The sequence below is a fragment of the Caballeronia sp. GAWG2-1 genome, from assembly GCF_023631405.1.
In the GTDB taxonomy this organism is placed as follows: domain Bacteria; phylum Pseudomonadota; class Gammaproteobacteria; order Burkholderiales; family Burkholderiaceae; genus Caballeronia.
This window is the reverse complement of the sequence record NZ_JALQDD010000006.1, coordinates 156,386-179,430: the sequence shown is the minus strand read 5'-3', so window position 1 is coordinate 179,430 and position 23,045 is coordinate 156,386. Positions and strand designations below refer to the sequence as shown.

At 63.0% G+C, this 23,045-nt stretch carries 23 protein-coding genes, 1 other RNA gene and 1 riboswitch; of the genes, 9 read left to right on the top strand and 15 right to left on the bottom strand.

Annotated features, from left to right (window positions below; genetic code table 11):
* Positions 1–52 precede the first annotated feature (52 nt).
* Genes cobT through NCR98_RS03215 form a run of 4 tightly spaced genes read right to left on the bottom strand, consistent with a single transcriptional unit; the run spans position 53 to position 4,797 of the window.
* Positions 53–1,105: a nicotinate-nucleotide--dimethylbenzimidazole phosphoribosyltransferase gene (gene cobT, locus NCR98_RS03230; protein ID WP_250525497.1), complete on the bottom strand. Its 1,053-nt coding sequence runs from the start codon at positions 1,103–1,105 to the stop codon at positions 53–55.
* A 10-nt stretch (positions 1,106–1,115) separates the two neighbouring features.
* Entirely contained in the window at positions 1,116–1,898 is a 783-nt protein-coding gene (locus NCR98_RS03225; RefSeq protein WP_250525496.1) for an ABC transporter ATP-binding protein, read from the bottom strand.
* On the bottom strand, positions 1,895–2,893 hold the full coding sequence (locus NCR98_RS03220; protein WP_250525637.1) for a FecCD family ABC transporter permease: 999 nt from the start codon (positions 2,891–2,893) through the stop codon (positions 1,895–1,897). Before NCR98_RS03220 ends, NCR98_RS03225 begins: the two co-directional genes overlap by 4 nt.
* 26 nt (positions 2,894–2,919) lie before the next feature.
* Positions 2,920–4,797, bottom strand: coding sequence for a TonB-dependent receptor domain-containing protein (locus NCR98_RS03215; RefSeq protein WP_250525495.1), 1,878 nt, complete (start codon positions 4,795–4,797; stop codon positions 2,920–2,922).
* An 86-nt stretch (positions 4,798–4,883) separates the two neighbouring features.
* Positions 4,884–5,207, bottom strand: a riboswitch (cobalamin riboswitch).
* Between the two features lie 236 nt (positions 5,208–5,443).
* Here NCR98_RS03215 and NCR98_RS03210 point away from each other — a divergent pair.
* The 5 genes from NCR98_RS03210 (at position 5,444) to NCR98_RS03190 (ending at position 7,807) form a co-directional block, all read left to right on the top strand.
* Entirely contained in the window at positions 5,444–5,830 is a 387-nt protein-coding gene (locus NCR98_RS03210; RefSeq protein WP_244827263.1) for an ATPase, read from the top strand.
* Positions 5,827–6,141 carry a cell division protein ZapA gene (locus tag NCR98_RS03205; protein ID WP_244827262.1) on the top strand — a complete coding sequence of 105 codons (315 nt, stop codon included), beginning with the start codon at positions 5,827–5,829 and terminating at the stop codon, positions 6,139–6,141. The genes NCR98_RS03210 and NCR98_RS03205 overlap by 4 nt, the downstream gene beginning before the upstream one ends.
* Before the next feature lie 122 nt (positions 6,142–6,263).
* Positions 6,264–6,446: non-coding RNA, 6S RNA (gene ssrS, locus NCR98_RS03200), on the top strand.
* A gap of 77 nt (positions 6,447–6,523) precedes the next feature.
* A complete protein-coding gene (locus NCR98_RS03195; RefSeq protein WP_250491911.1) occupies positions 6,524–6,982 on the top strand; it encodes an EVE domain-containing protein in 459 nt (152 codons plus the stop codon).
* Positions 6,983–7,075: 93 nt separating this feature from the next.
* The gene (locus tag NCR98_RS03190) at positions 7,076–7,807 is read left to right on the top strand and encodes an SIMPL domain-containing protein (RefSeq protein ID WP_250463523.1); all 732 of its coding nucleotides are present in this window, start codon (positions 7,076–7,078) and stop codon (positions 7,805–7,807) included.
* Between the two features lie 27 nt (positions 7,808–7,834).
* Here the strand turns inward: NCR98_RS03190 and lgt are convergent, their stop codons facing one another.
* Positions 7,835–8,731, bottom strand: a complete 897-nt coding sequence (lgt, locus tag NCR98_RS03185) for a prolipoprotein diacylglyceryl transferase (RefSeq protein ID WP_250525494.1) — start codon at positions 8,729–8,731, stop codon at positions 7,835–7,837.
* Between the two features lie 37 nt (positions 8,732–8,768).
* Positions 8,769–9,704 carry a LysR family transcriptional regulator gene (locus NCR98_RS03180; protein ID WP_244827258.1) on the bottom strand — a complete coding sequence of 312 codons (936 nt, stop codon included), beginning with the start codon at positions 9,702–9,704 and terminating at the stop codon, positions 8,769–8,771.
* Between the two features lie 112 nt (positions 9,705–9,816).
* On the opposite strand from NCR98_RS03180, the gene ilvD reads away from it, so the two are divergent.
* Entirely contained in the window at positions 9,817–11,490 is a 1,674-nt protein-coding gene (gene ilvD / locus NCR98_RS03175) for a dihydroxy-acid dehydratase (protein WP_244827257.1), read from the top strand.
* Between the two features lie 100 nt (positions 11,491–11,590).
* Here ilvD and NCR98_RS03170 read toward each other — a convergent pair whose 3' ends face one another.
* The 3 genes from NCR98_RS03170 to NCR98_RS03160 all read right to left on the bottom strand — a co-directional run bounded on the left by NCR98_RS03170 (position 11,591) and on the right by NCR98_RS03160 (position 13,968).
* Positions 11,591–11,929, bottom strand: a complete 339-nt coding sequence (locus tag NCR98_RS03170; RefSeq protein ID WP_244827256.1) for a DUF2486 family protein — start codon at positions 11,927–11,929, stop codon at positions 11,591–11,593.
* Between the two features lie 76 nt (positions 11,930–12,005).
* Positions 12,006–12,422 carry a DNA polymerase III subunit chi gene (locus NCR98_RS03165; protein ID WP_244827255.1) on the bottom strand — a complete coding sequence of 139 codons (417 nt, stop codon included), beginning with the start codon at positions 12,420–12,422 and terminating at the stop codon, positions 12,006–12,008.
* Positions 12,423–12,432: 10 nt separating this feature from the next.
* A complete protein-coding gene (locus NCR98_RS03160) occupies positions 12,433–13,968 on the bottom strand; it encodes a leucyl aminopeptidase (RefSeq protein ID WP_250525493.1) in 1,536 nt (511 codons plus the stop codon).
* Between the two features lie 197 nt (positions 13,969–14,165).
* Between NCR98_RS03160 and lptF the strand changes: the two genes are divergently transcribed.
* The 3 genes from lptF to NCR98_RS03145 are packed head-to-tail and all read left to right on the top strand — an operon-like array spanning position 14,166 to position 16,801.
* Positions 14,166–15,263 (top strand): LPS export ABC transporter permease LptF, encoded by a 1,098-nt coding sequence (lptF, locus tag NCR98_RS03155; RefSeq protein ID WP_244827253.1) that lies wholly within the window; start codon positions 14,166–14,168, stop codon positions 15,261–15,263.
* A 4-nt stretch (positions 15,264–15,267) separates the two neighbouring features.
* Positions 15,268–16,416 carry an LPS export ABC transporter permease LptG gene (lptG, locus tag NCR98_RS03150; protein WP_244827252.1) on the top strand — a complete coding sequence of 383 codons (1,149 nt, stop codon included), beginning with the start codon at positions 15,268–15,270 and terminating at the stop codon, positions 16,414–16,416.
* 19 nt (positions 16,417–16,435) lie between these two features.
* Positions 16,436–16,801, top strand: a complete 366-nt coding sequence (locus tag NCR98_RS03145; RefSeq protein WP_250525636.1) for a sirohydrochlorin chelatase — start codon at positions 16,436–16,438, stop codon at positions 16,799–16,801.
* An 84-nt stretch (positions 16,802–16,885) separates the two neighbouring features.
* Here the strand turns inward: NCR98_RS03145 and cobA are convergent, their stop codons facing one another.
* The 6 genes from cobA to NCR98_RS03115 all read right to left on the bottom strand — a co-directional run bounded on the left by cobA (position 16,886) and on the right by NCR98_RS03115 (position 23,044).
* Complete coding sequence (gene cobA, locus NCR98_RS03140; protein WP_250525635.1) at positions 16,886–17,644, bottom strand: uroporphyrinogen-III C-methyltransferase; 759 nt, start codon at positions 17,642–17,644, stop codon at positions 16,886–16,888.
* A gap of 10 nt (positions 17,645–17,654) precedes the next feature.
* Positions 17,655–18,980: a sulfate adenylyltransferase subunit 1 gene (locus tag NCR98_RS03135; RefSeq protein ID WP_250463512.1), complete on the bottom strand. Its 1,326-nt coding sequence runs from the start codon at positions 18,978–18,980 to the stop codon at positions 17,655–17,657.
* Positions 18,981–19,006: 26 nt separating this feature from the next.
* Entirely contained in the window at positions 19,007–19,969 is a 963-nt protein-coding gene (gene cysD, locus NCR98_RS03130; RefSeq protein ID WP_250525492.1) for a sulfate adenylyltransferase subunit CysD, read from the bottom strand.
* Between the two features lie 105 nt (positions 19,970–20,074).
* Positions 20,075–20,797, bottom strand: coding sequence for a phosphoadenylyl-sulfate reductase (locus NCR98_RS03125; protein ID WP_250525491.1), 723 nt, complete (start codon positions 20,795–20,797; stop codon positions 20,075–20,077).
* Between the two features lie 3 nt (positions 20,798–20,800).
* Complete coding sequence (locus NCR98_RS03120; protein ID WP_250491906.1) at positions 20,801–21,340, bottom strand: DUF934 domain-containing protein; 540 nt, start codon at positions 21,338–21,340, stop codon at positions 20,801–20,803.
* A 27-nt stretch (positions 21,341–21,367) separates the two neighbouring features.
* Complete coding sequence (locus NCR98_RS03115; RefSeq protein ID WP_250463503.1) at positions 21,368–23,044, bottom strand: nitrite/sulfite reductase; 1,677 nt, start codon at positions 23,042–23,044, stop codon at positions 21,368–21,370.
* Position 23,045 lies beyond the last annotated feature (1 nt).

Below are 23,045 nucleotides of genomic sequence, written 5' to 3'. Positions count from 1 at the left end.
GCAGTGACGCGCCCCGACCTCGCGCAGCGCTTGCGGATGATGCTCATCGCCGTCACTCTCGCTTATCCGTGACACCCGCCGCCTCGAAGCTCGTCATCTCATCGACGAACGCCACGGCCGCGCGCAGGATCGGCAACGCGAGCGCCGCGCCCGTGCCTTCGCCAAGCCGCATGTCGAGTTCCAACAGCGGCTCCGCATGGAGATGCGCGAGCATGCGCCGATGCCCCGCCTCGTTCGACGCATGCGCGAACACGCAGTAGTCGAGCACCTCGGGTGCGATCTTCGCCGCGACGAGCAGGCCGGAAGTCGCGATGAAGCCATCGACGAGAATCGTCATGCCCGCGTCCGCCGCAGCGAGACACGCACCCGCGATCATCGCGATTTCGAAGCCGCCGAACGTCGCGAGCGTGTCGATTGCATCGCCTTCGGCCGCATGCAACGCGAGCGCTCGGCCAAGCACGTCGCGCTTGTGCGCAAGGCCGCGATCGTCGAGACCCGTGCCGCGTCCGACGCATTCGCCAATGGGCACACCGCACAGACGGCTCATCAGGCACGCCGCCGCCGACGTGTTCGCAATCCCCATCTCGCCGAAGCCGATCACGTTTGTGCCGAGCGCCGCATGATGCCGCACACGCGCCGCGCCGCGCGCGATGCCTTCGAGCGCGGTCTCGCGCGACATCGCCGCTTCCTTCGCGAAGTTGCGCGTGCCGAGGCCGAGCGACAGACGCTCGTAGCCGCTATCGATGGGAATCGGTGTCGCCACGCCCGCATCGACCACTTCGAGCGTCATGCCGACCGAACGCGACAGCGCGTTGATCGCCGCGCCGCCCGCCAGAAAATTCGCGACCATCTGCGCGGTCACTTCTTGCGGATACGGACTCACGCCCTCGGCCGCGATACCGTGATCGCCCGCAAACACGATCATCGCCGGGCGCTCGATGCGCGGCTTCGTCGTGCGCTGAATCACGCCCATTTGCAGCGCGAGCGTTTCGAGCCGACCGAGGCTGCCCGGCGGCTTCGTTTTCGTATCGATGATGCGTTGCAGTTCGGCTTCGCGCGAACGGTCTGGCGCGCGGGGCGTAGGCAAGTCGTGGGCGTTTGACATCGGCAATCCTTCAGGTGCGTGCAACGGGAATGGACGGCACGAGCGCTTCGTGCTCGCCATCGCGAATCAAGGCTAGCGGATAGCCGAACGCGGCGCTCGCGCGTTCAGGCGTGAGCACGTCCGCGACGAGACCGGCGTGCGCGCCGCCCTTGCCATCGAGCAAAAGCGCGTGCGTCGAAAAGCGCCGCGCGAGATTGAGATCGTGACACGAGAAAATCACCGTGCGGCCCGACTTGCACGCGGCGTCGGCCAGTACGTGCAGACAATCGATTTGATGATGCAGGTCCAGATGCGCGAGCGGTTCGTCGAGCAGCAAGAGCGGTGTGTTCTGGCACAGCACGGCGGCGAGCGTCACGCGTTGCCGTTCGCCGCCCGACAATGTCAGGACATCGCGCGAGGCGAACGATAGAAGACCGAGCGCATCGAGCGCAGCACGCGCGGCAGCGCGGTCTTCGGCGCTCTCCCAGCCCCAGCCCGTGACATACGGAAAGCGGTTGAGCAGCACGGTGTCGAGTACGGTCGCGCTGAAGGCATCGTGCGAGCTTTGCGGCATCAGCGAGCGCGCGCGTGCGAGATCCGCCGCGCGCCAGGATGCGAGCGCGCGGCCATTGAGCGATATCGCGCCTTCGGCCGGCTTTGTCAAACCCGCGAGCACGCCAATGAGCGTGGTCTTGCCCGCGCCGTTCGGCCCGGCTATGCACCACATCTCGCCCGCGCCGATACTTTGCGTGAGGTTTTCCACGAGCGTGCGAGCGCCCGCGCGCAAGCTGACGTGTTCGATATGCAGGGTCATCGCGGTCTCGCCAGCAGCATCCACAGGAACATCGGCACGCCGACGAGTGCGGTCACCACACCCACCGGCAATTGCGCGGGCGCGATCGCCGTGCGCGCGACGAGATCGGCGCTCATCACCGCGAGGCCGCCCGCCAGCGCCGACGCCGGCACGAGCATGCGCTGATCGTTGCCGAACGGGAGCCGCAATAAATGCGGCACGACGAGCCCAACGAAGCCGATGGTGCCCGCCGTCGTGACAGCCGCCGCTGCCGCAAGCGATGCGACGAGATACACCGACAGCCGCACGCGCGAGACAGGCACGCCGAGCGAACGCGCGGCCGTATCGCCACGCAACAGCACGTTGAGTTGCGGTGCGAGCGGCACGACGACGATCATCGCGACGACGAGCGCAATCAGCGCGGGCCACGGCGTCGCTGCGCCGTTCAGGTCGCCCGTCAGCCAGAAGATCATCCCGCGCAAGCGATTTTCCGGCGCAATGCTGAGGATCAACGTGATGAGCGCGCCCCAGCCCGCCGCTATCACCACGCCTGTCAGCAGAAGACGCGGAGAGGCATCGCGATCGCCGTGCCACAGGTCGCGTCGCGCGAGTCCGAGCACCAGCACGATGGATGCGAACGCGCCCGCGCACGCCGCCAGATCGATGCCCCACCACGGCAGCGACGCGAGCATCGCCGTGAGCGCGAAGGTCGCCGCGCCGCCGGATACGCCGAGCACGTACGGCTCGGCCAGCGGATTGCGCAACAGCACTTGCAGCAGCGCGCCGGAAAGCGCGAGCAAGGCGCCCGAAGCGAAACCCGCGAGCGCGCGCGGCAAACGCAAGGTGAGCACGATGTCATCGGCGATATCGGGCGCGGCCGCATGCGCGTGCAGCAACGCCGCGATGGCGCGCGGCAAGGGCAACGCGACGCTGCCGAGCGCGAGCGACGCCGCAAACACAAGCAACGCGGCAAGCCCGAGCGCAGCCCAGATGCCTAACGCGCGTTTAGCGTTCATCGCGCGGCGCAGGTCAACGGTGTCGCTCACGACGGGCGCCAGCCGAGCGTGACATAAGCGCCGCGCCTCGGCGTGTTGTACGAATAAGCCAGTTCATAGTTCCGGTCGAAGAGGTTGTCGACACGCGCGCTCACGTACCACGACTTCGTGATGTCATAGCGCGCCGACAGATTCACGACGCCATAGCCCGCGAGCGTCGAATCGTAATCGCTGCGCGCACCGCTCACGATCCACTCGCCACCCACGCGCCAGCTTCCTATCGAGCGATGCGCGCTGAAACTCGCGAAACGCCGCGCACGGCGCGTCAGGTCCTGATTGCCGGTTTCATCGACGGGATTCTGGAACGTCACGCCCGCGCGTAAATCAGTGGCGCCGACATGCCCTGCCCACGATCCCTCGACGCCCTGCACCTTCGCGCGTCCGACGTTCTGCGCGATATAGAAGCCGCTGCCGTCCGATACGTAATCGATCAGATTCGAATAGCGCGTCTGAAACGCCGTCACGCGCAGCACGCCCACTTGGTCCGATGCGTACTGCAGCGCCGCTTCCACCGAATGACTGCGCTCGGGCTGAATGGACGGATTGCCGCTGAACGGATAGTAGAGATCGTCGAAGCTCGGCGCGCGGAACGACGCCGCGTAACTCGCGCTCGCGCGCCAGTGCGTGTCGATGTTGTACGCATAGCCCAGATAGTAGCTGTTCGCGCCGCCGAAATCGGAATACTGGTCGTGGCGCAGATTGGCCTGCACTTCGCTCGGACCGAAGCGTCCCACATAGCCCGCGTACACCGAATTCACGTGACGATCCGGCGCGCTGAACTGATCCGAATCGAGCGTCTGGTCGAGATGCTCGTAACCGAACAGGAGCTTGTGCGCCTCCGTCAGGCGAAAGTCGTTCTGCCACAGATACTGGCGATCCTCGGAATTGAAGCGGCTCGTATAGATGCCGTTCTGCTCGATGTTCGCGCGGTCCTGTCCCTGCGCGACCGTGAAATGCGTGGTCCACTGGTCCGTGATACGGCCGTTCGCAAACACCGATGTCGACCGCACGCGACTGTGCGAATCGTTGAGATCGCCGGGCAAGCCGTAGGCATCGTCGAAACTGTCGATGCCGTTCGACTGATAGAAGCGCACGCCCGCGTCCCATTTGTCGCCGAACTTGTGGCGCAGCGTGGCCGCGACGCTTTCGTTCAGATAACCGTTCGCGTTCGGATTGGCGTTGGGCGCGAGCGCGGGATCGATCGACGAGAAACCATCGGTCTTCTCGCGCGATACGTTGAAGCTGAAGGTCGTGCGGCCTTCGCTATCGAGCGCGCCGGAAACGCCCGCAGCTTGCCGCTGCGTGTGATAGCTGCCGTATTCCGTCTCGAAGTAGAAGCGCGGCGGATGCGCCTCGCCGTCTTTCGTGAAGATCTGCACGACGCCGCCGATCGCGCCCGAGCCGTACAGCGCCGACACGTTGCCGTTCACGACTTCGATGCGGTCGATCTGATCCGGCATGATCTGCGCAAGCTGCGCCGAACCGAGCGATGCGGATTCCACACGCACGCCGTCGATCAAAACGAGCGATTGCGTCGAGGACGCGCCGCGTATGAACGCGCTTGCATTCGCTCCCGGGCCGCCGTTGCGCGTCACCTGCACGCCGGGCGCAAGACCGATGACGCCGAGCGCGTCGTAGGCATTGCTATCGGCGATATCCTGGGCGTCGAAGAGCGAAGTCTGCGCGATCGTATCGGCGAGAGGTTGCGCGGTGCGCGTCGCGGTCACGACGACGGGCGCGAGCGGCGGTTGCGAGGCTTCGTCCGCGAGCGCTTCATGAGCGAGCAACCATGTGTTGAGGGCGACGAGCGCGGCGCGTTCGATCGTTTTGCGTCTGCCCGCGTGTCGGGCAAGTGGCGATACCATGCGTGAAATGTTCCCATGCGTAGGCTGGCGCGACCTCGCTCCCCGCAAGGCCAATGCGCGACGAGCGCGCTCGAATGCGAACAGACGAACGCGCTGAACAGTTGGCCGGTATCCGGGCTGGCGACACACCGTCCCGCCTTCCCACGCATGAAGCGCAGTGGCATCGACACGTTCTTCGCCTGGCCTGCGTCGAGCGGCGGATTCTTGCGAATCAGACAAACTCGCAAGCAAACTCACACGACGGCGCGGCGAAAAACGCGCAAGGGACGACTTGCAACTTGCGTTGCGGTCGCTTACCGTTGCGGGGGCAGCACAGGTTGGCGTGGCCTTGGCGGCGCCGCTTCCTGTTTCCCGTTTGACTGCGCCCGCAAAAGAATGCGGACGCGAGCACCAAAAGTGCGGCAAGTGTAGGAGCGCGATTCAGGACCGTCAAGAAACGACCCTGGCCGATCATCGCAAGACACACGGCTCACGACGAACCCAACTAGAACCCGCCGTCGCAACACATCGGCAGCGCCCGCGCTTTCCACACACGAATGCATCGCGATGCACGCATGATCGCGTGCTGTTACGTCTCGAAACGAGACAATTATCGGAAGCTCCGTTGAACCGCGCTAGAATGCGAGGTCTTTAGAGGACGCAGCACATGCTCAACGAACTCGAATCACTGTCAGGAAATATCGGCCGGCTGATCCAGATCAGCGAGCGGCACAATCAGGCGCGTCTCGCGCTTGAAGCACAAATCGAACAACTGCGTAGCGACTACGCGAACGTGCAGGCAGAGCTTGTGCAAATGCGCGAAGAGCGCGACACGCTGCAAGCCGAACGCGATTCCCTCTCGGCCAAGATCGACGACGCGCAGGTCCGCCTGAACGCGATTCTCGAAAAGTTGCCGCGCGGCAAGTCCGCGAATCATGCCGAGACGGAAAATCAGCTCGATCTCCTCGATGCCCGTTCTCACGATGTGCAAGCCGCGCACGAGCATGCGCACGCGGGAGAGCACAGTGAGCATCATCACGGAGAGAAGGCATGACGACCACGCAGATCGAAGTATCCATTCTCGGCCAGCAATATCGCCTCGCCTGTTCGCCGGAAACCGAAGGTGCGCTGCGTGAAGCGGTGGCACGCGTCGACGCCGAGATGAACAAGGTGCGCAATGCAAGCAACGTGCGCGGGCAAGACCGCATCGCGGTGATGGCCGCGCTTTCACTCGCTTCCGAATTGCTGAGGCTGCAAGAAAGCGTGCGTCATGGCGAGGCCTTCCCCGCCGAGGAAATTCGCCGCACGATGCACTCCATGAACGAACAGCTTGGTGCTGTCATCGCGCAGTATGAAGTGCAGTGACCGAAGTGCCGCGACGCCGCTCCTTGGCGAACGCTAATCGGTCGCGCGATGTCAATCGAAAAAAGAAACTGCGCAATTGGTGTCGAGAGGCTGCATTAGACATTCGATTGGTGTAGAGTGACTACTCCCTGCCTGGTTCGCCAAGGTCATATATTCCTTGAACCAATGCTACATTGGCACGGTTGTGGAAACTTGCAGCACGGGCGCGCGCGTCACTCTGTCTGATGTACCCGAAGTGTTGCTTACTGCGACCAATCTTGAACCCAGGTTCAGGATGCCGGCCTAGCGGCCGAGGTGGGGACCCTACTCCAGCGGCATCGGTTCATACCGATGCCGTTTGCTTTTGTTGAGCCCGTTTTAAAACCCCGTTGCCGAATCCATCATGCGCTACTGGCTGATGAAGTCCGAACCGGACGAAGCGAGCATCGATCATCTCGCGCACGCGCCGAAGAAAACCCTCCCGTGGACGGGCGTGCGCAACTATCAGGCGCGCAACTTCATGCGCGACCAGATGCAAGTCGGCGACGGCGTGCTCTTCTATCATTCGAGTTGCCCGGAGCCGGGCATTGCGGGCATCGCCAAAGTCTGTTCTACGGCCTACCCCGATCCCACTCAGTTCGACGCCAAAAGCCCGTACTTCGACGCCAAGTCCACGCAGGAGACGCCGCGCTGGATGCTCGTCGATGTGCGTTTCGTCAAGAAGACGCCGTTGATTCCGCTCGCGACATTGCGCGAACACGCAGAACTCGCCGACATGCAAGTGCTCGCGCGCGGTAATCGGCTGTCGATCACGCCCGTGACCGAGGCGCAGTGGCGCTTCATAACCGAGCGTCTGGTCTAGGGCGCGCGAATCGTTCAAGGGAACTAAGGGAACGAACGAAGCGCCTAAGTGCGGTCGCGAATCACGCGATGCTCTTGCACTCGGAGTCCTTAGATGATCGACAAGAAAACCGCCGCCGCCCTCGCCTTCGTCGCGATGTCGAGCGCCGCGCTCACGCTTCCGCTTTCGGCCGCCGCTCAGACGGTAATCACCAATCCGCAGCCATCCGGCGTGCTCTCGCTATCCGCGCAAGCCAGCGCGCAAGTGCCGCAAGATGTCGTCAACATCACGCTGTTCTACGAGCAGGAAGCGGCCGATCCATCGTCGCTCACCACCACGCTCAATCAGCGCGCCGAAGCCGCATTGCGCGAAGCAAAAGGCGTCGACAACGTGACCGCGAAAAGCGGCTCGTTCACGGTTTATCCGAGCACGGATCGCGACGGTAAGATCTCCGCGTGGCGCGGCCGCACTGAGGTCGTGCTGGAATCGCACGACTTCGCGGCGGCGTCCAAGCTCGCGGGCAAGATGAGTAACGCCATGCAAGTCGGCAGCGTCGCGTTCTCGCTGTCGCCCGAAGCGCAGCGCGCCGCCGAGCAGAAGCTCTCGACGCAGGCCATCGAGTCGTTCCGCAAGGAAGCGCAGGCCACGAGCCAGGCGTTCGGCTACGCCAACTTCACGATCCGCGAAGTGAACGTGGGCCACAGCGGCGCGGGTCCGCGCCCGGTGATGATGATGCAGGCCCGCTCGCTTGGCGCGGACGCGAAGGTCGGCGCGCCGATGGCGCTCGAAGCCGGCACGACGACGGTGACCGTCGACGTGTCGGGTTCGGTGCAAATGGGGCGATAACTGCTGTGCCGGAGAACGCGGCGTGATTTACGCCGCGTTGCCGGACACGCGTTTCTGACGTTTGTACGCCCACACCATCATGACGATGCCCGCGACGATCATTGGCAGCGAGAGCCATTGGCCCATCGAAAAGCCGAGCGCGAGGAGTCCGAGATAATCATCCGGCTCGCGCGCGAATTCCACCGTGAAGCGCGCAAGCCCATAACCGATCAGAAACAACGCCGACACTGCGCCCACCGGCCGCGGTTTGCGCGCGAAGAGGTAGATCACCGCAAACAGCACGAGCCCTTCCAGCGCGATTTCATACAACTGCGACGGATGGCGCGGCAGCATGTGATAGCGCGAGAAAATCTCCGAGAGATTGTATTGCGCATCGAGCTGCGGATGCTTCGCGAGCCAGATGGCGTCGTCGTTGGTGGAATTCTGGAAGAGCATGGCCCAGGGCGCGGCCGGGTCGGTCACGCGGCCCCACAACTCACCGTTGATGAAGTTGCCGAGACGCCCCGCCGCCAGTCCGAGCGGCACCATCGGCGCGACAAAATCCGTCACTTGCAGCCACGTGCGCTTGCGCTGAAACGCGAACAGGACCATCGCGAGCGTCACGCCGAGAAAGCCGCCGTGAAACGACATGCCGCCTTCCCACACCTTGAAGATATCGAGCGGATGCGCGAAGTAATAACTCGCCTTGTAGAACACCACATAGCCAATGCGGCCGCCGAGAATCGTCCCGAGCACGCCGTAAAACAGCATGTCGTCGATGTCCTTGACGGTCCAGCCTTGCGCGGCGACATGCGGCAAGCGCAGACGCAATCTGCCGATGGCAATGGCCGAAATGAACGCAACGAGATACATGAGGCCGTACCAGCGCACGGCGAGCGGTCCGAGATGGATCGCGACGGGATCGAAATTGGGATGTATGAGCATCGTGTAATGGAAGAGCCAGGCGAACTTCAAAGGCGAATCATACGGCAACGACGGCAGCAGCCTGCGCGCGCACGATCTCGATGAGCCGGCTCAACACCGGACTCACTTCGGCCGCGCGCCACACGAGCCCGGTTTCGACCACGGGCCCCGGTTCCCGCAACGGGCGATACACCACGCCCGTGCGCCGCAGATGCCGCACCGACTGCGGCACGAGCGCGACGCCCATGCCGGCGGACACGAGGCTCACGATGGTCTGCATCTGTATCGCCTCTTGTCCGATGCGCGGCGTCAAACCGGCCGCGCCGTAGCAGCCCATAATGATGTCATACAAACCCGGCGCGAGACGCCTTGGAAAGACGACGAGCGGCGCGCTGGCCAAGTCGTGCAGATCGACGGGCGTCTCGGTCCATTCGGCGGCGCCCTGCCCGAGTTCCTGCGCGGCATCCGTCGACATGGCGATGACGAGCGGCTCGCGCGCAATCGGCAGATACGAAAGCGTCATGGCGTGACGCGGCGGCAGCGGCGGAATCACGAGACCGGCATCGATACGGCCGGCCACGAGTTCGTCTATCTGAACATCGCTGGTGGCTTCCGTGAGTTGCAGACGCACGCCCGGATAACGCGCATTGAATTCGCGCAGTAACGCTGGCAAAAGGCCGTAATCCGCCGTGGAGACGAACGCGAGCGAGAGCACGCCCGCCTCGCCGCGCGAAAGCGACTGCGCGAGCGGACGCAAGGCGTCGGCGGCGGCAAGCAGGCGGCGCACCTCGGGCAACAGATCGCGGCCAACCGGCGTCAGTTCGACCGTGCGCCGCGTGCGTTCGAACAGCACGACGCCGAGCGCGTCTTCCAGCGCACGGATGGCCTGCGAGAGCGGCGGCTGCGTCATGGCGAGGCGCGCGGCGGCGCGGCCGAAGTGCATCTCCTCGGCGACGGTCACGAAGTAGCGCAGCAGGCGGAGTTCGACTGGCATCGATATGTTTTGCGACTCAATAGACCCTGAATAATATATTGGACAGATACATCGACGACACTGCATTCTTCCTGCACCACACCAAGAACCACGATCCCCTCAGGAGGCAGCCATGCCCTTCAATCGCCGCTCGAAACACATCACGCAGGGCGTCGCACGTTCGCCCAACCGCTCGATGTACTACGCCCTCGGTTACAAGGAGGAAGACTTCGACAAGCCGATGATCGGTATCGCCAACGGTCACTCCACCATCACGCCGTGCAACGCGGGTTTGCAGCGTCTCGCCGATGCCGCCGTCGAATCCATTCGCAAGTCCGACGCGAATCCGCAAATCTTCGGGACGCCGACCATTTCGGACGGCATGTCGATGGGCACCGAAGGCATGAAGTACTCGCTCGTCTCGCGCGAAGTCATCGCCGACTGTATCGAAACGGCCGTGCAGGGACAGTGGATGGACGGCGTGGTCGTGATCGGCGGCTGCGACAAGAATATGCCGGGCGGCATGATCGGCCTCGCGCGCATGAACGTGCCGGGCATCTATGTGTACGGCGGCACCATTCGGCCGGGCAACTGGAAGGGCAAGGACCTGACCATCGTGTCGTCGTTCGAGGCGGTCGGCGAGTTCACGGCCGGGCGCATGTCGGAGGAAGATTTCAAGGGTGTCGAGAAGAACGCGTGTCCGTCCACCGGTTCGTGCGGCGGCATGTACACGGCCAACACCATGAGCTCCTCGTTCGAGGCGCTCGGCATGTCGCTGCTCTATTCCTCGACGATGGCGAACCCGGATCAGGAGAAGGTCGATTCCGCCGGCGAATCGGCGCGCGTGCTCGTCGAGGCCGTGAAGAAAGATCTGAAGCCGCGCGACATCATCAACAAGAAGTCGATTGAAAACGCCGTGGCGCTCATCATGGCGACGGGCGGTTCCACCAATGCCGTACTGCACTATCTGGCCATCGCGCATGCGGCGGAAGTCGAATGGAGCATCGACGACTTCGAGCGCATGCGCAAAAAAGTGCCGGTGATCTGCGACCTGAAGCCGTCGGGCCAATATGTCGCAACCGACTTGCACAAGGCGGGCGGCATTCCGCAGGTGATGAAGATCCTGCTCGATGCGGGCATGCTGCACGGCGACTGCATCACGATCACGGGCCGCACGCTCGCCGAGGAACTGAAGGACGTGCCGAGCAAGCCGCGCGCGGATCAGAAGGTGATTTTTCCGATCGAGCAGGCGTTGTACAAGGAAGGCCACCTTGCGATCCTGCGCGGCAATCTCGCGGAAGACGGCGCGGTGGCGAAGATCACGGGCTTGAAGAACCCGGTCATCACGGGGCCGGCGCGCGTGTTCGAAGACGAGCAAAGCGCGATGGACGCGATTCTCGCCGACAAGATCAAACCCGGCGATGTCGTCGTGCTGCGCTATCTCGGCCCGCAAGGCGGCCCCGGCATGCCGGAAATGCTCGCGCCGACGTCGGCGATCATCGGCAAGGGGTTGGGCGAAACCGTCGGCCTCATCACCGACGGGCGGTTTTCTGGTGGCACGTGGGGCATGGTCGTGGGCCACGTCGCGCCAGAAGCGTTCGCGGGCGGGACCATCGGGCTCGTGCAGGAAGGCGATTCGATCACCATCGATGCGCACAAGCTGCTGCTGCAATTGAACGTGGATGACGCGGAGATCGCGCGCCGCCGCGCGCTGTGGACGAAGCCGGCGCCGCGTTACACGCGCGGCGTGCTGGCAAAGTATGCGGCGTTGGCGTTGCCGGCCAATCGCGGGGCGGTAACGGGCTGAAGTGGGTCCACCCAGGAGAGGCGAGCGCCCGGCGTTAAAAAGCCGCTACGAATGTTCTTCGTAGCGGCTTTTTTCGTTCGGAGCCGTTGGCAAGCCCCGCTCACTCTTCCCGCTGCCGCCGCAACTCCTCTTCCACCGCCGCTCCGACCCACTCGCGCAAGCGTCCATCCAGCGCCACCGCCACTTCGCGCGTGATGTCCTCGACGAGCGTCTGCGTATGTTCGCGCAGCACTTCCTCGCAGCGCGCCGCGATCAGCGCGCGGGCATCGGTGTCCAGATACTGCGTGACGCGCGCGCGCAGGCGTTCGGCGACCAGCGCGGCATCGTATTCGAATGCCGCTTCCGCCGATGCCGCGCGCGCATATTCCGGCTTGCCGGGCACGACGACATCGGTGAGAACGGGGATGGACGTATCGAAGGATTCAGGTGTTTTGGTCATGGTGTCTCCGTCCGTCGCGTGATGAGCCTGTGTTGTGCGCCAATCGTAATGCCCCGCGACGGCGCGCTATGTTCGCTCAACCGCCTTGCTTGTGCGTTTCGATGGCGTAACCGCGATCCCGATAGAACCGGAAGCGCTCGCGCCCGGACGCGAGTTCGTCGTCCTCGTTGCCGACGATCTCCACGAGCCGCTCGAAGCGCGCGAATTGCGCGGACACTGGCGCGCCGAGATTGACGAGCACCTGATGATGCGGCGCGTCATCCAGATTCGACGTGAGCACGACCGGCGTCTCGGCCGCAAGCGGGCTTTTCGCCATGCAGTGCGGCACGAATTCGAGCGGCGCAAAGGTCCACAACTGCTCGTCGAATTCGGCGAGACGGCGCGGCTCGGCAAGGACGACGAGCGCGCGCCCGCTCGCATACGCCTTGCGCGCGAGGCGGCAGGCGTAGGCGAGCGAATCGCCCACGTTGGTATGAAAGTCGATGCGCGTCACGGCCTTACGCTCACTGGCCCGCGCGATCGATCAGGAACTGCGAGAGCAGCGGCACGGGACGGCCCGTGGCGCCCTTCGCCGCGCCGCTCTTCCACGCGGTCCCGGCGATATCCAGATGCGCCCACGGATAGCTCTGCGCGAAACGCGACAGGAAGCACGCCGCCGTGATGCTGCCGCCCGGACGCCCGCCGATATTCGCGACATCCGCGAAATTCGACTTGAGCTGATCCTGATACTCGTCGTCGAGCGGCAGACGCCACGCCGGATCGACGGCTTCGCGCGAGGCATCGAGCAATTCGCCGGCGAGCGCGTCGTCCTTCGAGAACAGGCCCGTGTTGTGATGGCCGAGCGCGATGACGCAAGCGCCGGTAAGTGTCGCGATGTCGACGACGGCGGCGGGCTTGAAGCGCTCCGCGTAGGTCAGCGCGTCGCACAGAATGAGACGGCCTTCGGCGTCGGTGTTGAGCACTTCGATGGTCGTGCCGTTCATCGCGGTGACGATATCGCCCGGCTTGAGCGCGTTGCCCGCGGGCATGTTCTCGCAGGTCGGGATGACGCCGACGACGTTCAGCTTGAGCCCCATCTCGGCGACCGCGCGCAGCGTGCCGAATACCGAGCCCGCGCCGCACATGTCGTACTTCATCTCGTCCATGGAATCGCCGGGCTTGATGGAAATGCCGCCCGTATCGAACGTGACGCCCTTGCCGACCAGCACGACCGGCGCGTTCTTGCCCTTCGCCTTGCCAGACTCGGTCCCGCCTGCGCCCTGATAATGGATGACGATGAATTGCGGCGGTTCCACCGAACCCTTCGCCACCGACAGGAACGAGCCCATGTTGAGCGCTTCGATTTGCTTCTGGCCGAGCACTTCGACTTTCAGCTTCCAGTCGCGGCCGAGCTTCTTCGCGGTCTGGCCGAGATAAGTCGGCGTGCAGACATTCGGTGGCAGGTTGCCGAGATCGCGCGTGAGGTCCATGCCGTTGGCGATCGCCACGCCTTGCCTGGCTGCGGCCTTCGCGGCTTTTTCATCGGCGGGATCGACACTGAAGACGATCTTCTTGAGCGAACGCGCGCTGTTGTCGGGCTTGCTCTTCATCTGCGTGAACTTGTAGGTCAGTTCGCGCAATGCGAGGATGGCGGCGCGCACGCCCCAGTCGCCGCTGCGTTCCTGAATGGGCAACTGCGCGAGCGTAAACGTAGCCTGGACGATCTTGGCGCCGAGGATCACGCGCCACGCGGCACGTACTGCCTCGCCATATGCTTTCTGATTGAAGGCGTCCTGCTTGCCGAGTCCGACGAGCAAGATGCGCGATGCGCCAATGCCGGTGACTTCGGGAATGAGGAGCGTGCTGCCTGCGCGGCCGTTCATGTCGCCGGCCTTCACGACGCGCGAAACGAGCCCTTTGGTGGCGACATCCATGTCGCGTGCGGCGCCTGTCAACGTCTGTGCTTCGAAGATGCCGAGCACGATCACATCTGACTTCCCGGTGAGGAAACCATTTGCCTCGCCTTTGCTCCAATCACAGGCTTTTATGCTAAAGTCCATCGCGCTTATCCTCGGATAAAATCTGGGCTGAAGGATGAAAGCCGCAATTATCCGCTATTTTTTCCGCGGCGGTCACAGGCAAAGCCCGACTGACTCGGGGAACGATTGCATTGCTACTGCATCTACTTCTTGTTGTTGCAGGGCATGTTCGTTACGCCGCATCGCCGCCGGCCTTCAGCTAAATTCAGCTAAATTCAATGATCTTCGAACGCTCCCTGCAGCGCGAACTCGCGTATACGGCCGGCGCCGTATTCATGGTGCTGCTCACGATCATGCTCACGACGATGATGATCCGTATCGTCGGCTTCGCGGCATCGGGCCAGGTCGACCCGCGCGATGTCGTCGTGCTGATCGGGCTCACCGTGATCGGCTATCTCGCGGTCATGCTGATCGTGACGCTGTTCGTTTCCATCCTCTTCGTGCTGACGCGTTGGTATCGCGACTCGGAGATGGTCGTATGGCTTGCCTCGGGCGTGAGCCAGACGCAGCTCATCAAGCCCATCGCGGTGTTTTCCACGCCGATCATCATCCTTATCGTCTTCTTCGCGTTCGTCGGCTGGCCGTGGTCGAATCAGCAGAGCAAACTCATCAAGGCGCGCTTCCAGCAACGCGATGAAGTATCGCTGCTCGCGCCGGGCCAGTTCCGCGAATCGCCTTCGAGTCATCGCGTGTTCTTCATCGAGAAGATGTCGCCCGATCAGTCGCAAGTGGAGAACGTGTTCGTCACGAGCACCGAAGGCGGCAAGGTCAACGTCATCGTCTCGAAGAACGGACACACGGAGACGCGCCCCGACGGCGACCGCTTCATCGTGCTGGAAAACGGACGTCGTTACGATGGCGAGCCCGGCCAGCCGAATTTCCGCATCACGGAGTTCGAGCGCTACGGTGTGAAGATAATGAGTCATCAGGTCGTCAACACGCCGACCACCACCGGCATCTCCACGCCCGACCTGCTTGCCAATCCGAGCAAGGACAACCTCGCGGAATTCGCGTGGCGCCTGGGTCTGCCGCTCATCGCCATCAACCTGATGCTGCTCGCCATTCCGCTGTCTTATCAGAACCCGCGCCGCAGCCGGACCATCAATCTCGTGATGGCCGTGCTCATCTATCTGACCTATTCGAATTTGCTGAACGTGGTCCAGTCGTGGATCGAGCAGGGAAAAATGTCGTTCGGCGTGGGACTCGTGGGCCTGCATTTGCTGGTGGCGGCGCTCGTGGCGTTCATCTTCTGGCTGCGCGTGCGCAACCGGCCACTTTTCACGCTCTCGACGTTCACGCGTTCGAAGGGAGCCTGACGCAATGCGCATCTACGAACGATACTTCGCGCGCCAGATCTATCTGGCGTTCATCTTCATTTTGTTCGCTTTCTCGGGCCTGTTCTTTTTCTTCGACCTGATCAACGAACTGAACACCGTGGGGCATGGCAACTACAAGTTCACGCTCGCGATATTGCGCGTGGCCTTGCAGACGCCTTCGCGCTTCTACGAAATCATTCCGGTTGCTGCGCTCATCTCGGCCATTTATGTCTTCGCGCAGATGGCGGCGGCGTCCGAATTCACCATCTTCCGCGTGTCGGGACTCTCGACGGGCACGGCATTGCGTTCGCTCTTGAAGATCGGGATTCCGCTCGTGCTGGTGACGTATATCATCGGCGAAGTGGTTGGGCCTTACGCGGATCAGTTGTCGGAGCGCGTGCGTCTGGAGGCGCTGGGGTCGTCGGTCTCGTCGAATTTCCAGTCGGGCGTGTGGGTAAAGGACACGCTGACCGCGAAGGAGAACGGCGAGCAAGTCACGCGCTTTGTCAACGTGGGCACGTTGAACCCGGATACGACGATCGCCAACGTGCGTATCTATGAATTCGATTCGAAGTTCCGTCTCACCAATGTGCGTATAGCGCAGAGTGGCGTCTTCGAGCCGCCGGGCCACTGGAAGCTGACGGGCGTAACGGACACTCAACTGGTCGATGCGCCGCTCGCGGCCATCAATCCCAACGACGCGCTCAACCCTATCTACAACGCGAAGCAAACCACGCTGCCGGAGTACTCGCTGCGTTCCGAGCTTACGCCGCAGATTCTGTCGGTGCTGCTGGTGTCACCGGATCGCATGTCGATGTTCAACCTGTTTCGCTATATCCAGCACTTGACGGAAAATCATCAGGACACGCAGCGTTACGAGATTGCGTTTTGGCGCAAGATTCTTTATCCGTTCGCGGTGTTCGTCATGCTGGTGCTGTCGCTGCCGTTCGCATATTTGCACACGCGGGCTGGCGTGGTCGGCGTGAAGGTGTTCGGCGGCATCATGATCGGGATGAGTTTTCAGCTATTCAATACGCTCTTCTCGCACATCGGGACCTTGAATACGTGGCCGGCTCCGATTACTGCGGCCGCGCCTGCCCTCGCCTATCTCGCGATTGGCTTGCTGGGACTCAAGTGGGTCGAGCGGCACTGAGTTTCTTCGGGAGAAGATGATGGGCAAGCACGGCATCGTACTGTTCGGACACGGCGCACGCGATCCACGCTGGGCGGAGCCGTTCGAACGGCTTGCAACACGCCTGCGTGCCGGACGCGACGAGCCGGTTGCGCTTGCGTTTCTGGAGTTGATGACGCCGGATCTGCCTTCGGCGGTGACGCAATTGGCTAAAGAAGGTTGCGATGCCGTTACCGTGGTGCCCGTGTTCTTCGGGCAAGGCGGTCATGTGAGGCGTGACTTGCCGGCGGTAATCGAGACGTGTCGCGCGGCGCATCCCTCTGTCGCGATTCATTGCGCGACGGCGGTCGGCGAGGATGATGCGGTGCTGGATGCGGTCGCGGAGTATTGTTTGCGGCAGGTTTGAGTCGTTGTGTCTGCCCGTCATCTAGCCGAGTCAAGCAAAGCATTAAACGAGTGGCGCAACCGAACGCGTTACCGACGTATCAACTCAAGCCGCCGCCTGCATCCCCTTCAGATGCACCTTCGGCTTCACCACCGCGTCGCGATCCCGAAACGCCTCGCCTATCATCAGCAAACTCGGCTGCGATGCATCGAGCCATTCCTGCGCCTCGCCTAGCGCCATGCGCGCCAGCGTCAGCGTAAGCGTGCGCTCGCGCGGCGTGCTGCACGCCTCGACGATCGCCACCGGCGTCGAACCCGGCCGTCCCGCATCGATCAACTGTTGGGCAATGTCCGGCGCGCTGTCTCGGCCCATGTAGAACACGAGCGAATCCGCCTGCGCCTGCTCGCGGATATCGTCGCTGTCGGCGGCGCGGCTATGCGTCGCCAGCGCGACACTGCGCGCCACGCCTCGCAAGGTCAGCGAGCGCTTGAGCGTCGCCGCGCTGGCGAGCGCCGCCGTGATTCCCGGCACCACTTCATAGTCGATACCCGCCGCCTCCAACGCGCGCATCTCTTCATCCGCGCGGCCGAAAAGCATCGGATCGCCGCCCTTTAGACGCACGACGAGACCGTGTTCCAAAGCGGCATCGACGATCTGCTTGCTGATGAAATGCTGCGCCGTCGAACGCTGCCCACAACGCTTGCCGACCGCGATCTTGCGTGCGTTCGGCGCGTAGTCTAGCATCGCAGGTTCGACGAGCGCGTCGTGCAGCACCACGTCGGCCTGTTCGAGCAAACGCATGCCGCGCACGGTGATGAGATCCGCCGCGCCCGGCCCTGCTCCGATCAGATAGACCTTACCCATTTGCATGCACTCAGGCTGAGATTGCGCGAATCATACCGGCTGCGACCGTGTGATGCGTCGCCTCGTCGATCAAGACGAACGCGCCCGTGCCCTGATGCGTCTCGTACAAGTCCGCGACGAGCGGCTTCTGCAAGGTCAACGCGACGCGGCCGATATCGTTCATGGCGAGTGTATTGCGATCGACCGAATGCGACAGCGTATGCACATCCAGCACTTCCTTCACCGCGCCGATCCGCGCGAACACGGTGTTTGTCGTCTGCTTCAACAAATACTTGCGCTGCTGCGAAAGCGGCTCTTCGTCGAACCAGCACAGATCCGCTTCGAGCTTCTTCGCGGGTTCGACCGTCTGCGCTTCGCTCTCCGCGCGCGGCACGAAGGTATCGCCACGCGAGACATCGACATCCTCGGCGAGACGAATGGTCACCGTCTGGCCGGCAAACGCGCGATCCACCGGCGCAACGCCGCCCGGCACCGGCGCGATGATCTCGGCGACCGTCGCCTGGCGATTCGCCGGCAGCACGGTGATGGCGTCACCAAGACGCACTTCGCCCGCTTCGACGCGGCCCATGTAGCCGCGGAAATCGTCGGCTTGAGAGCCGTCCTGACGCGCGACCCATTGCACCGGGAAACGCAGCGCCTGATCGACGGGCTGCGCGACCGGCAGTGATTCGAGCAAGTCGAGCAGCGGCTCGCCCGCATACCACGGCATGCGCTCGCTCGCGGACACGATGTTGTCGCCCTTCAACGCCGACACCGGCACGAAGCGCACATTCGCGATTCCAAGCTGACGCGCGAGCACGACGTACGCATCGCGAATTTCGTTGAAGCGCGCTTCGCTGTACTCGACCAGATCCATCTTGTTGATCGCGACAATCACGTGCTGCAAGTCGAGCAACTTGACGATCGCGCTATGGCGCTTGGTCTGCGGCAGGAGTTGAGCGTCGCCGTTGTCGAAGGTGACGCGCGTCGCGTCGACGAGAATGATCGCCGCATGCGCCGTCGATGCGCCCGTCACCATGTTGCGCGTGTACTGCTCGTGACCCGGCGTATCCGCGATGATGAACTTGCGCTTCGCGGTCGCGAAATAACGATACGCGACGTCGATGGTAATGCCCTGCTCGCGCTCGGCTTCGAGGCCGTCGGTCAGCAACGACAAGTCGATCTCATCGCCCACGGTGCGCTTGTTCTTGGCGCGCGAGATGGCGGACAACTGGTCCGACAGCACGGCTTTGCTGTCGTACAGCAAGCGGCCGATCAGCGTGCTCTTGCCGTCGTCGACACTGCCCGCCGTGATGAAGCGCAACACGCCCAGGTCTTCAGCTTGATAGATGCTCATTTCGTTCGTTCCTTGGGGGCGTGGCTTCAGAAATAACCTTGCTTCTTGCGCTGTTCCATCGCGGCTTCGGAAGCCTGATCGTCCATGCGCGTGGCGCCGCGTTCGGTGATTTCCGTCACGGCCGTTTCGGCGATGATCTTTTCGACGTCGTCGGCATCGCTCGAAACCGGGCACGTGCAACTGATGTCGCCGACCGTCCGGAAGCGCACTTGCGCGATCTCGGCGGTTTCGCCGTCGCGCACCGGAGTGAGCGGCGTCACGGGCACGAGCAGGCCGTTGCGGCGCACGATCTCGCGCTCATGCGCATAATAGATGGACGGCAGATCGAGTTTCTCGCGCGCAATGTATTGCCACACGTCGAGTTCGGTCCAGTTGGAGATGGGGAACACGCGCAAGTGTTCGCCCGGATGCAAACGCGCGTTATAGATGCTCCAGAGTTCCGGACGCTGCGCCTTCGGGTCCCACTGGCCGAATTCGTCGCGGAACGAAAAAATACGTTCCTTCGCACGCGCCTTCTCTTCGTCGCGGCGCGCGCCGCCGATCAGCGCCGTATAGCCGTATTGCTCGATGGTTTCGAGCAGTGTCACCGCTTGCGCGGCGTTGCGCGAATCGGTTTCGCGACGCAGACGCACGGTGCCCTTCTTGATCGAATCCTCGACGTGGCCGACGACCAGTTCCGCGCCGATTTCAGCCGCGCGCCGGTCGCGAAACTCGATCACTTCGCCGAAGTTATGGCCGGTGTCGATATGGACGAGCGGAAACGGCAGCACGGTCTTGCGGCCCGCGCCGAGACCGAATGCCTTAAGCGCCAGATGCAGCACGACGACCGAGTCCTTGCCGCCCGAGAACAGAAGCGCGGGCTTGCTGCACTCCGCGACGAGTTCGCGCAGGATGTGGATCGACTCGGCTTCGAGCCAGTCGAGATGGTCCATCCGGGTCGCCTGATTGGTAATCGGGGCGGTGACGGTAGAGTCGAGCGTGGTGCTCATATGCGTCGATCCTTTTATTGGCTGCGTCATGCGTTTGCGGCGCTTTGACGCCGCGTTCAGTGACAGTGTTCGTACCGGGCGCTTCTCTTTGAGCACCTCGATGATTCAGATAGCCGAACTCGGGGCTTCTTCGACGATCTTGATGTTCGTGATGTGCAGGCCGCATTCTTTCGTATCGCGCGATTCCCACCACCAGCGGCCGGCGCGGCTATCTTCGCCGGGGCGCACGGCGCGCGTGCATGGCTCGCAGCCTATGCTCGGATAACCGCGCGCATGCAGCGGATTCACCGGCACGTCGAAGGCCTTCAAGTAGTCCCAGACATCGCTTTCGGTCCAGTCCGCGAGCGGGTTGAACTTGGCGATGCCGCGCGGCGCGTCGTGCTCTTCCTCGTGGAGTTCGGTGCGCGTCACCGACTGCTCGCGGCGCTGCCCCGTCACCCACGCCGACACATCCGACAGCGCGCGATTGAGCGGCTCCACCTTGCGGATATGGCAGCAGCTCTTGCGTAAATCGATGCTCTCGTAGAACGCGTTGAGGCCGTGATCGCGGACGTAGGCATCGACGGCATCTTGGCGCGGATGAAACTGCTCGATGTCGTAGCCGTAACGCGCCTTGACCGTGTCCAGCATGCCGAGCGTTTCTTCGTGCAGACGGCCCGTGTTCAGCGAAAAGATGCCGATATTCACCTCGCCCGACAGAATGGCGTGCGTGAGCACCATGTCTTCGGCGGCGAGGCTGCTGGCTAGCTTGACGCGCTCATGGCGCGCTGCGATCGAATCGAGCAGCGCGTCGAGGCGTTCAACCTTGGCTTGCAATTCGGGAGTCATGCCTCAGGCTCCAAGCGTCGCGAGAACCGCGCTGCGACGGCGAAACAGCGGTTCGAGATCGTCGGTCGCGCCTTGATACCGCTCCGTGAACTCGTTGAACGCGTTGAGCGCGTCATTGATGTCCTTGTCTTCGCGCACAGCGAATGCGTCGAAGCCGCAGCGCGCGTGGAACAGCAACTGATCGCGCAGCACGTCGCCGATTGCGCGCAACTCACCCGTCCACTGATAGCGCTCGCGCAGCAAGCGGCCGATGGAGAAGCCGCGGCCATCGCGGAACACGGGAAAATCGACGGCGATCACGGCGATGTCGCCGAAATCGGCGACGAGATCGGCGGGTTCGTCGTCGGGCGCGAGCCACACGCCGAGCTCGTCCTTCGAATGCGCCGCGACGAGCGCCGCACGATGCTCCTTCCACAACGCGAACGGCACGAGCAACTTGCCGGCGGGCAGCGCATCGAGTGCGGGCAGCGCGCCGTCTTCGGCGGCACGGACCACGGTGAAATCGTCATTGACGACGGAGCGGTTCTTGATAATCAAAGCCATCTGCAAAGTCCTCGGTCTCGTCGACGTTTAAGCGTGCGCCTGGCGCGATGCGTACACGCGCTCCTTGAACGGCGTCATGCCGATGCGGTTATACGTCTCGATGAAACGCTCGCCTTCCATGCGGTTGTCGACGAAGGTGTCGATCACGCTCGACACGACATCCGGCATTTCATGCGCCGAGAAAGACGGGCCGATGACCTTGCCGAGATGCGCGCCGGTCGCGCCCGAGCTTTGCTCGCCGCCGAGCGTCACCTGATACCACTCCGAGCCGTCCTTATCGACGCCCAGCACGCCGATGTTGCCGACGTGGTGGTGACCGCACGCGTTGATGCAGCCCGAGATGTTGAGCGACAGGTCGCCCAGGTCGTACACGTAGTCGGCGTTGCTGAAGCGCTCTTGAATGGCTTGCGCGATGGGAATGGACTTCGCATTCGCGAGCGAGCAGAAATCGCCGCCCGGGCACGCGATGATATCGGTCAGCAAACCGACGTTCGAGGTCGCGAAACCCACCGCCTTGGCGCGTTCCCACACGGCGTACAGATCGTGCTTCCTGACGTTGGCGAGAATGAGATTTTGCTCGTGCGATACGCGAATCTCACCGAAGGAGAATTCATCGGCTATAGCGGCGACATCGTCCATCTGCTGGTCGGTGGCGTCGCCCGGCGCAATGCCGGTGGGCTTGAGCGACAGCGTGACGGACGCGTAGCCCGACACCTTATGCGGACGCACATTGCGCTCGACCCAGCGCGCGAACGGCTTGCTGTCGATCAGATGCTTTTCATACGAAGCGTCGGTATCCGGCAGCTTTTCGTAGGCAGGCGGCGCGAAGTACTGCGACACGCGTGCGACTTCTTCCGCCGTGATGGTCGAAGGGCCGTCCTTCAGATGCTGCCACTCTTCCTCGACCTGCTTCGCGAACTTCTCCGGCGACAGCGCCTTCACGAGAATCTTGATACGCGCCTTATACATATTGTCGCGGCGGCCGTAGCGGTTGTACACGCGCAGCACGGCTTCGCAATACGTAATGAGATGCTGCCAGGGCAAGTCTTCCTTGATGACCGCGCCGACGATCGGCGTGCGGCCGAGCCCGCCGCCCGCGAGAATGCTCGCGACGACTTCGCCCGCTTCGTTCTTCTTCAGATAGACGCCCAGATCGTGCACCTGCGTGGCCGCGCGATCTTCTTCCGAGCCGCACACCGCGATCTTGAACTTGCGCGGCAGCCATGCGAACTCGGGGTGGAACGTCGACCATTGACGCAGAATCTCGGCCCACGGACGCGGATCGACGAGTTCATCCGGCGCCACGCCCGCAAACTGATCCGCCGTGATGTTGCGGATGCAGTTACCCGACGTCTGAATGGCGTGCATTTGCACCGATGCCAGCTTGCGCAGAATCTCGGGCGTCTCTTCCAACTCGACCCAGTTGAACTGGATGTTGGTACGCGTGGAAAAGTGGCCGTACCCACGATCGTGCTCGCGCGCGATGGTGGCGAGCATGCGCATCTGGTCGCTGCGCAGATTGCCGTACGGAATCGCGATGCGGTGCATGTAGGCGTGACGCTGCATGTACAGGCCGTTCTGCAGACGCAGCGGACGGAATTCCTCTTCGCTCAACTCGCCCGACAAGCGACGGCGAACCTGGTCGGCGTATTGCGCGACACGTTCGTCGACGATGCGCTGGTCGATCTGATCGTATTGGTACATT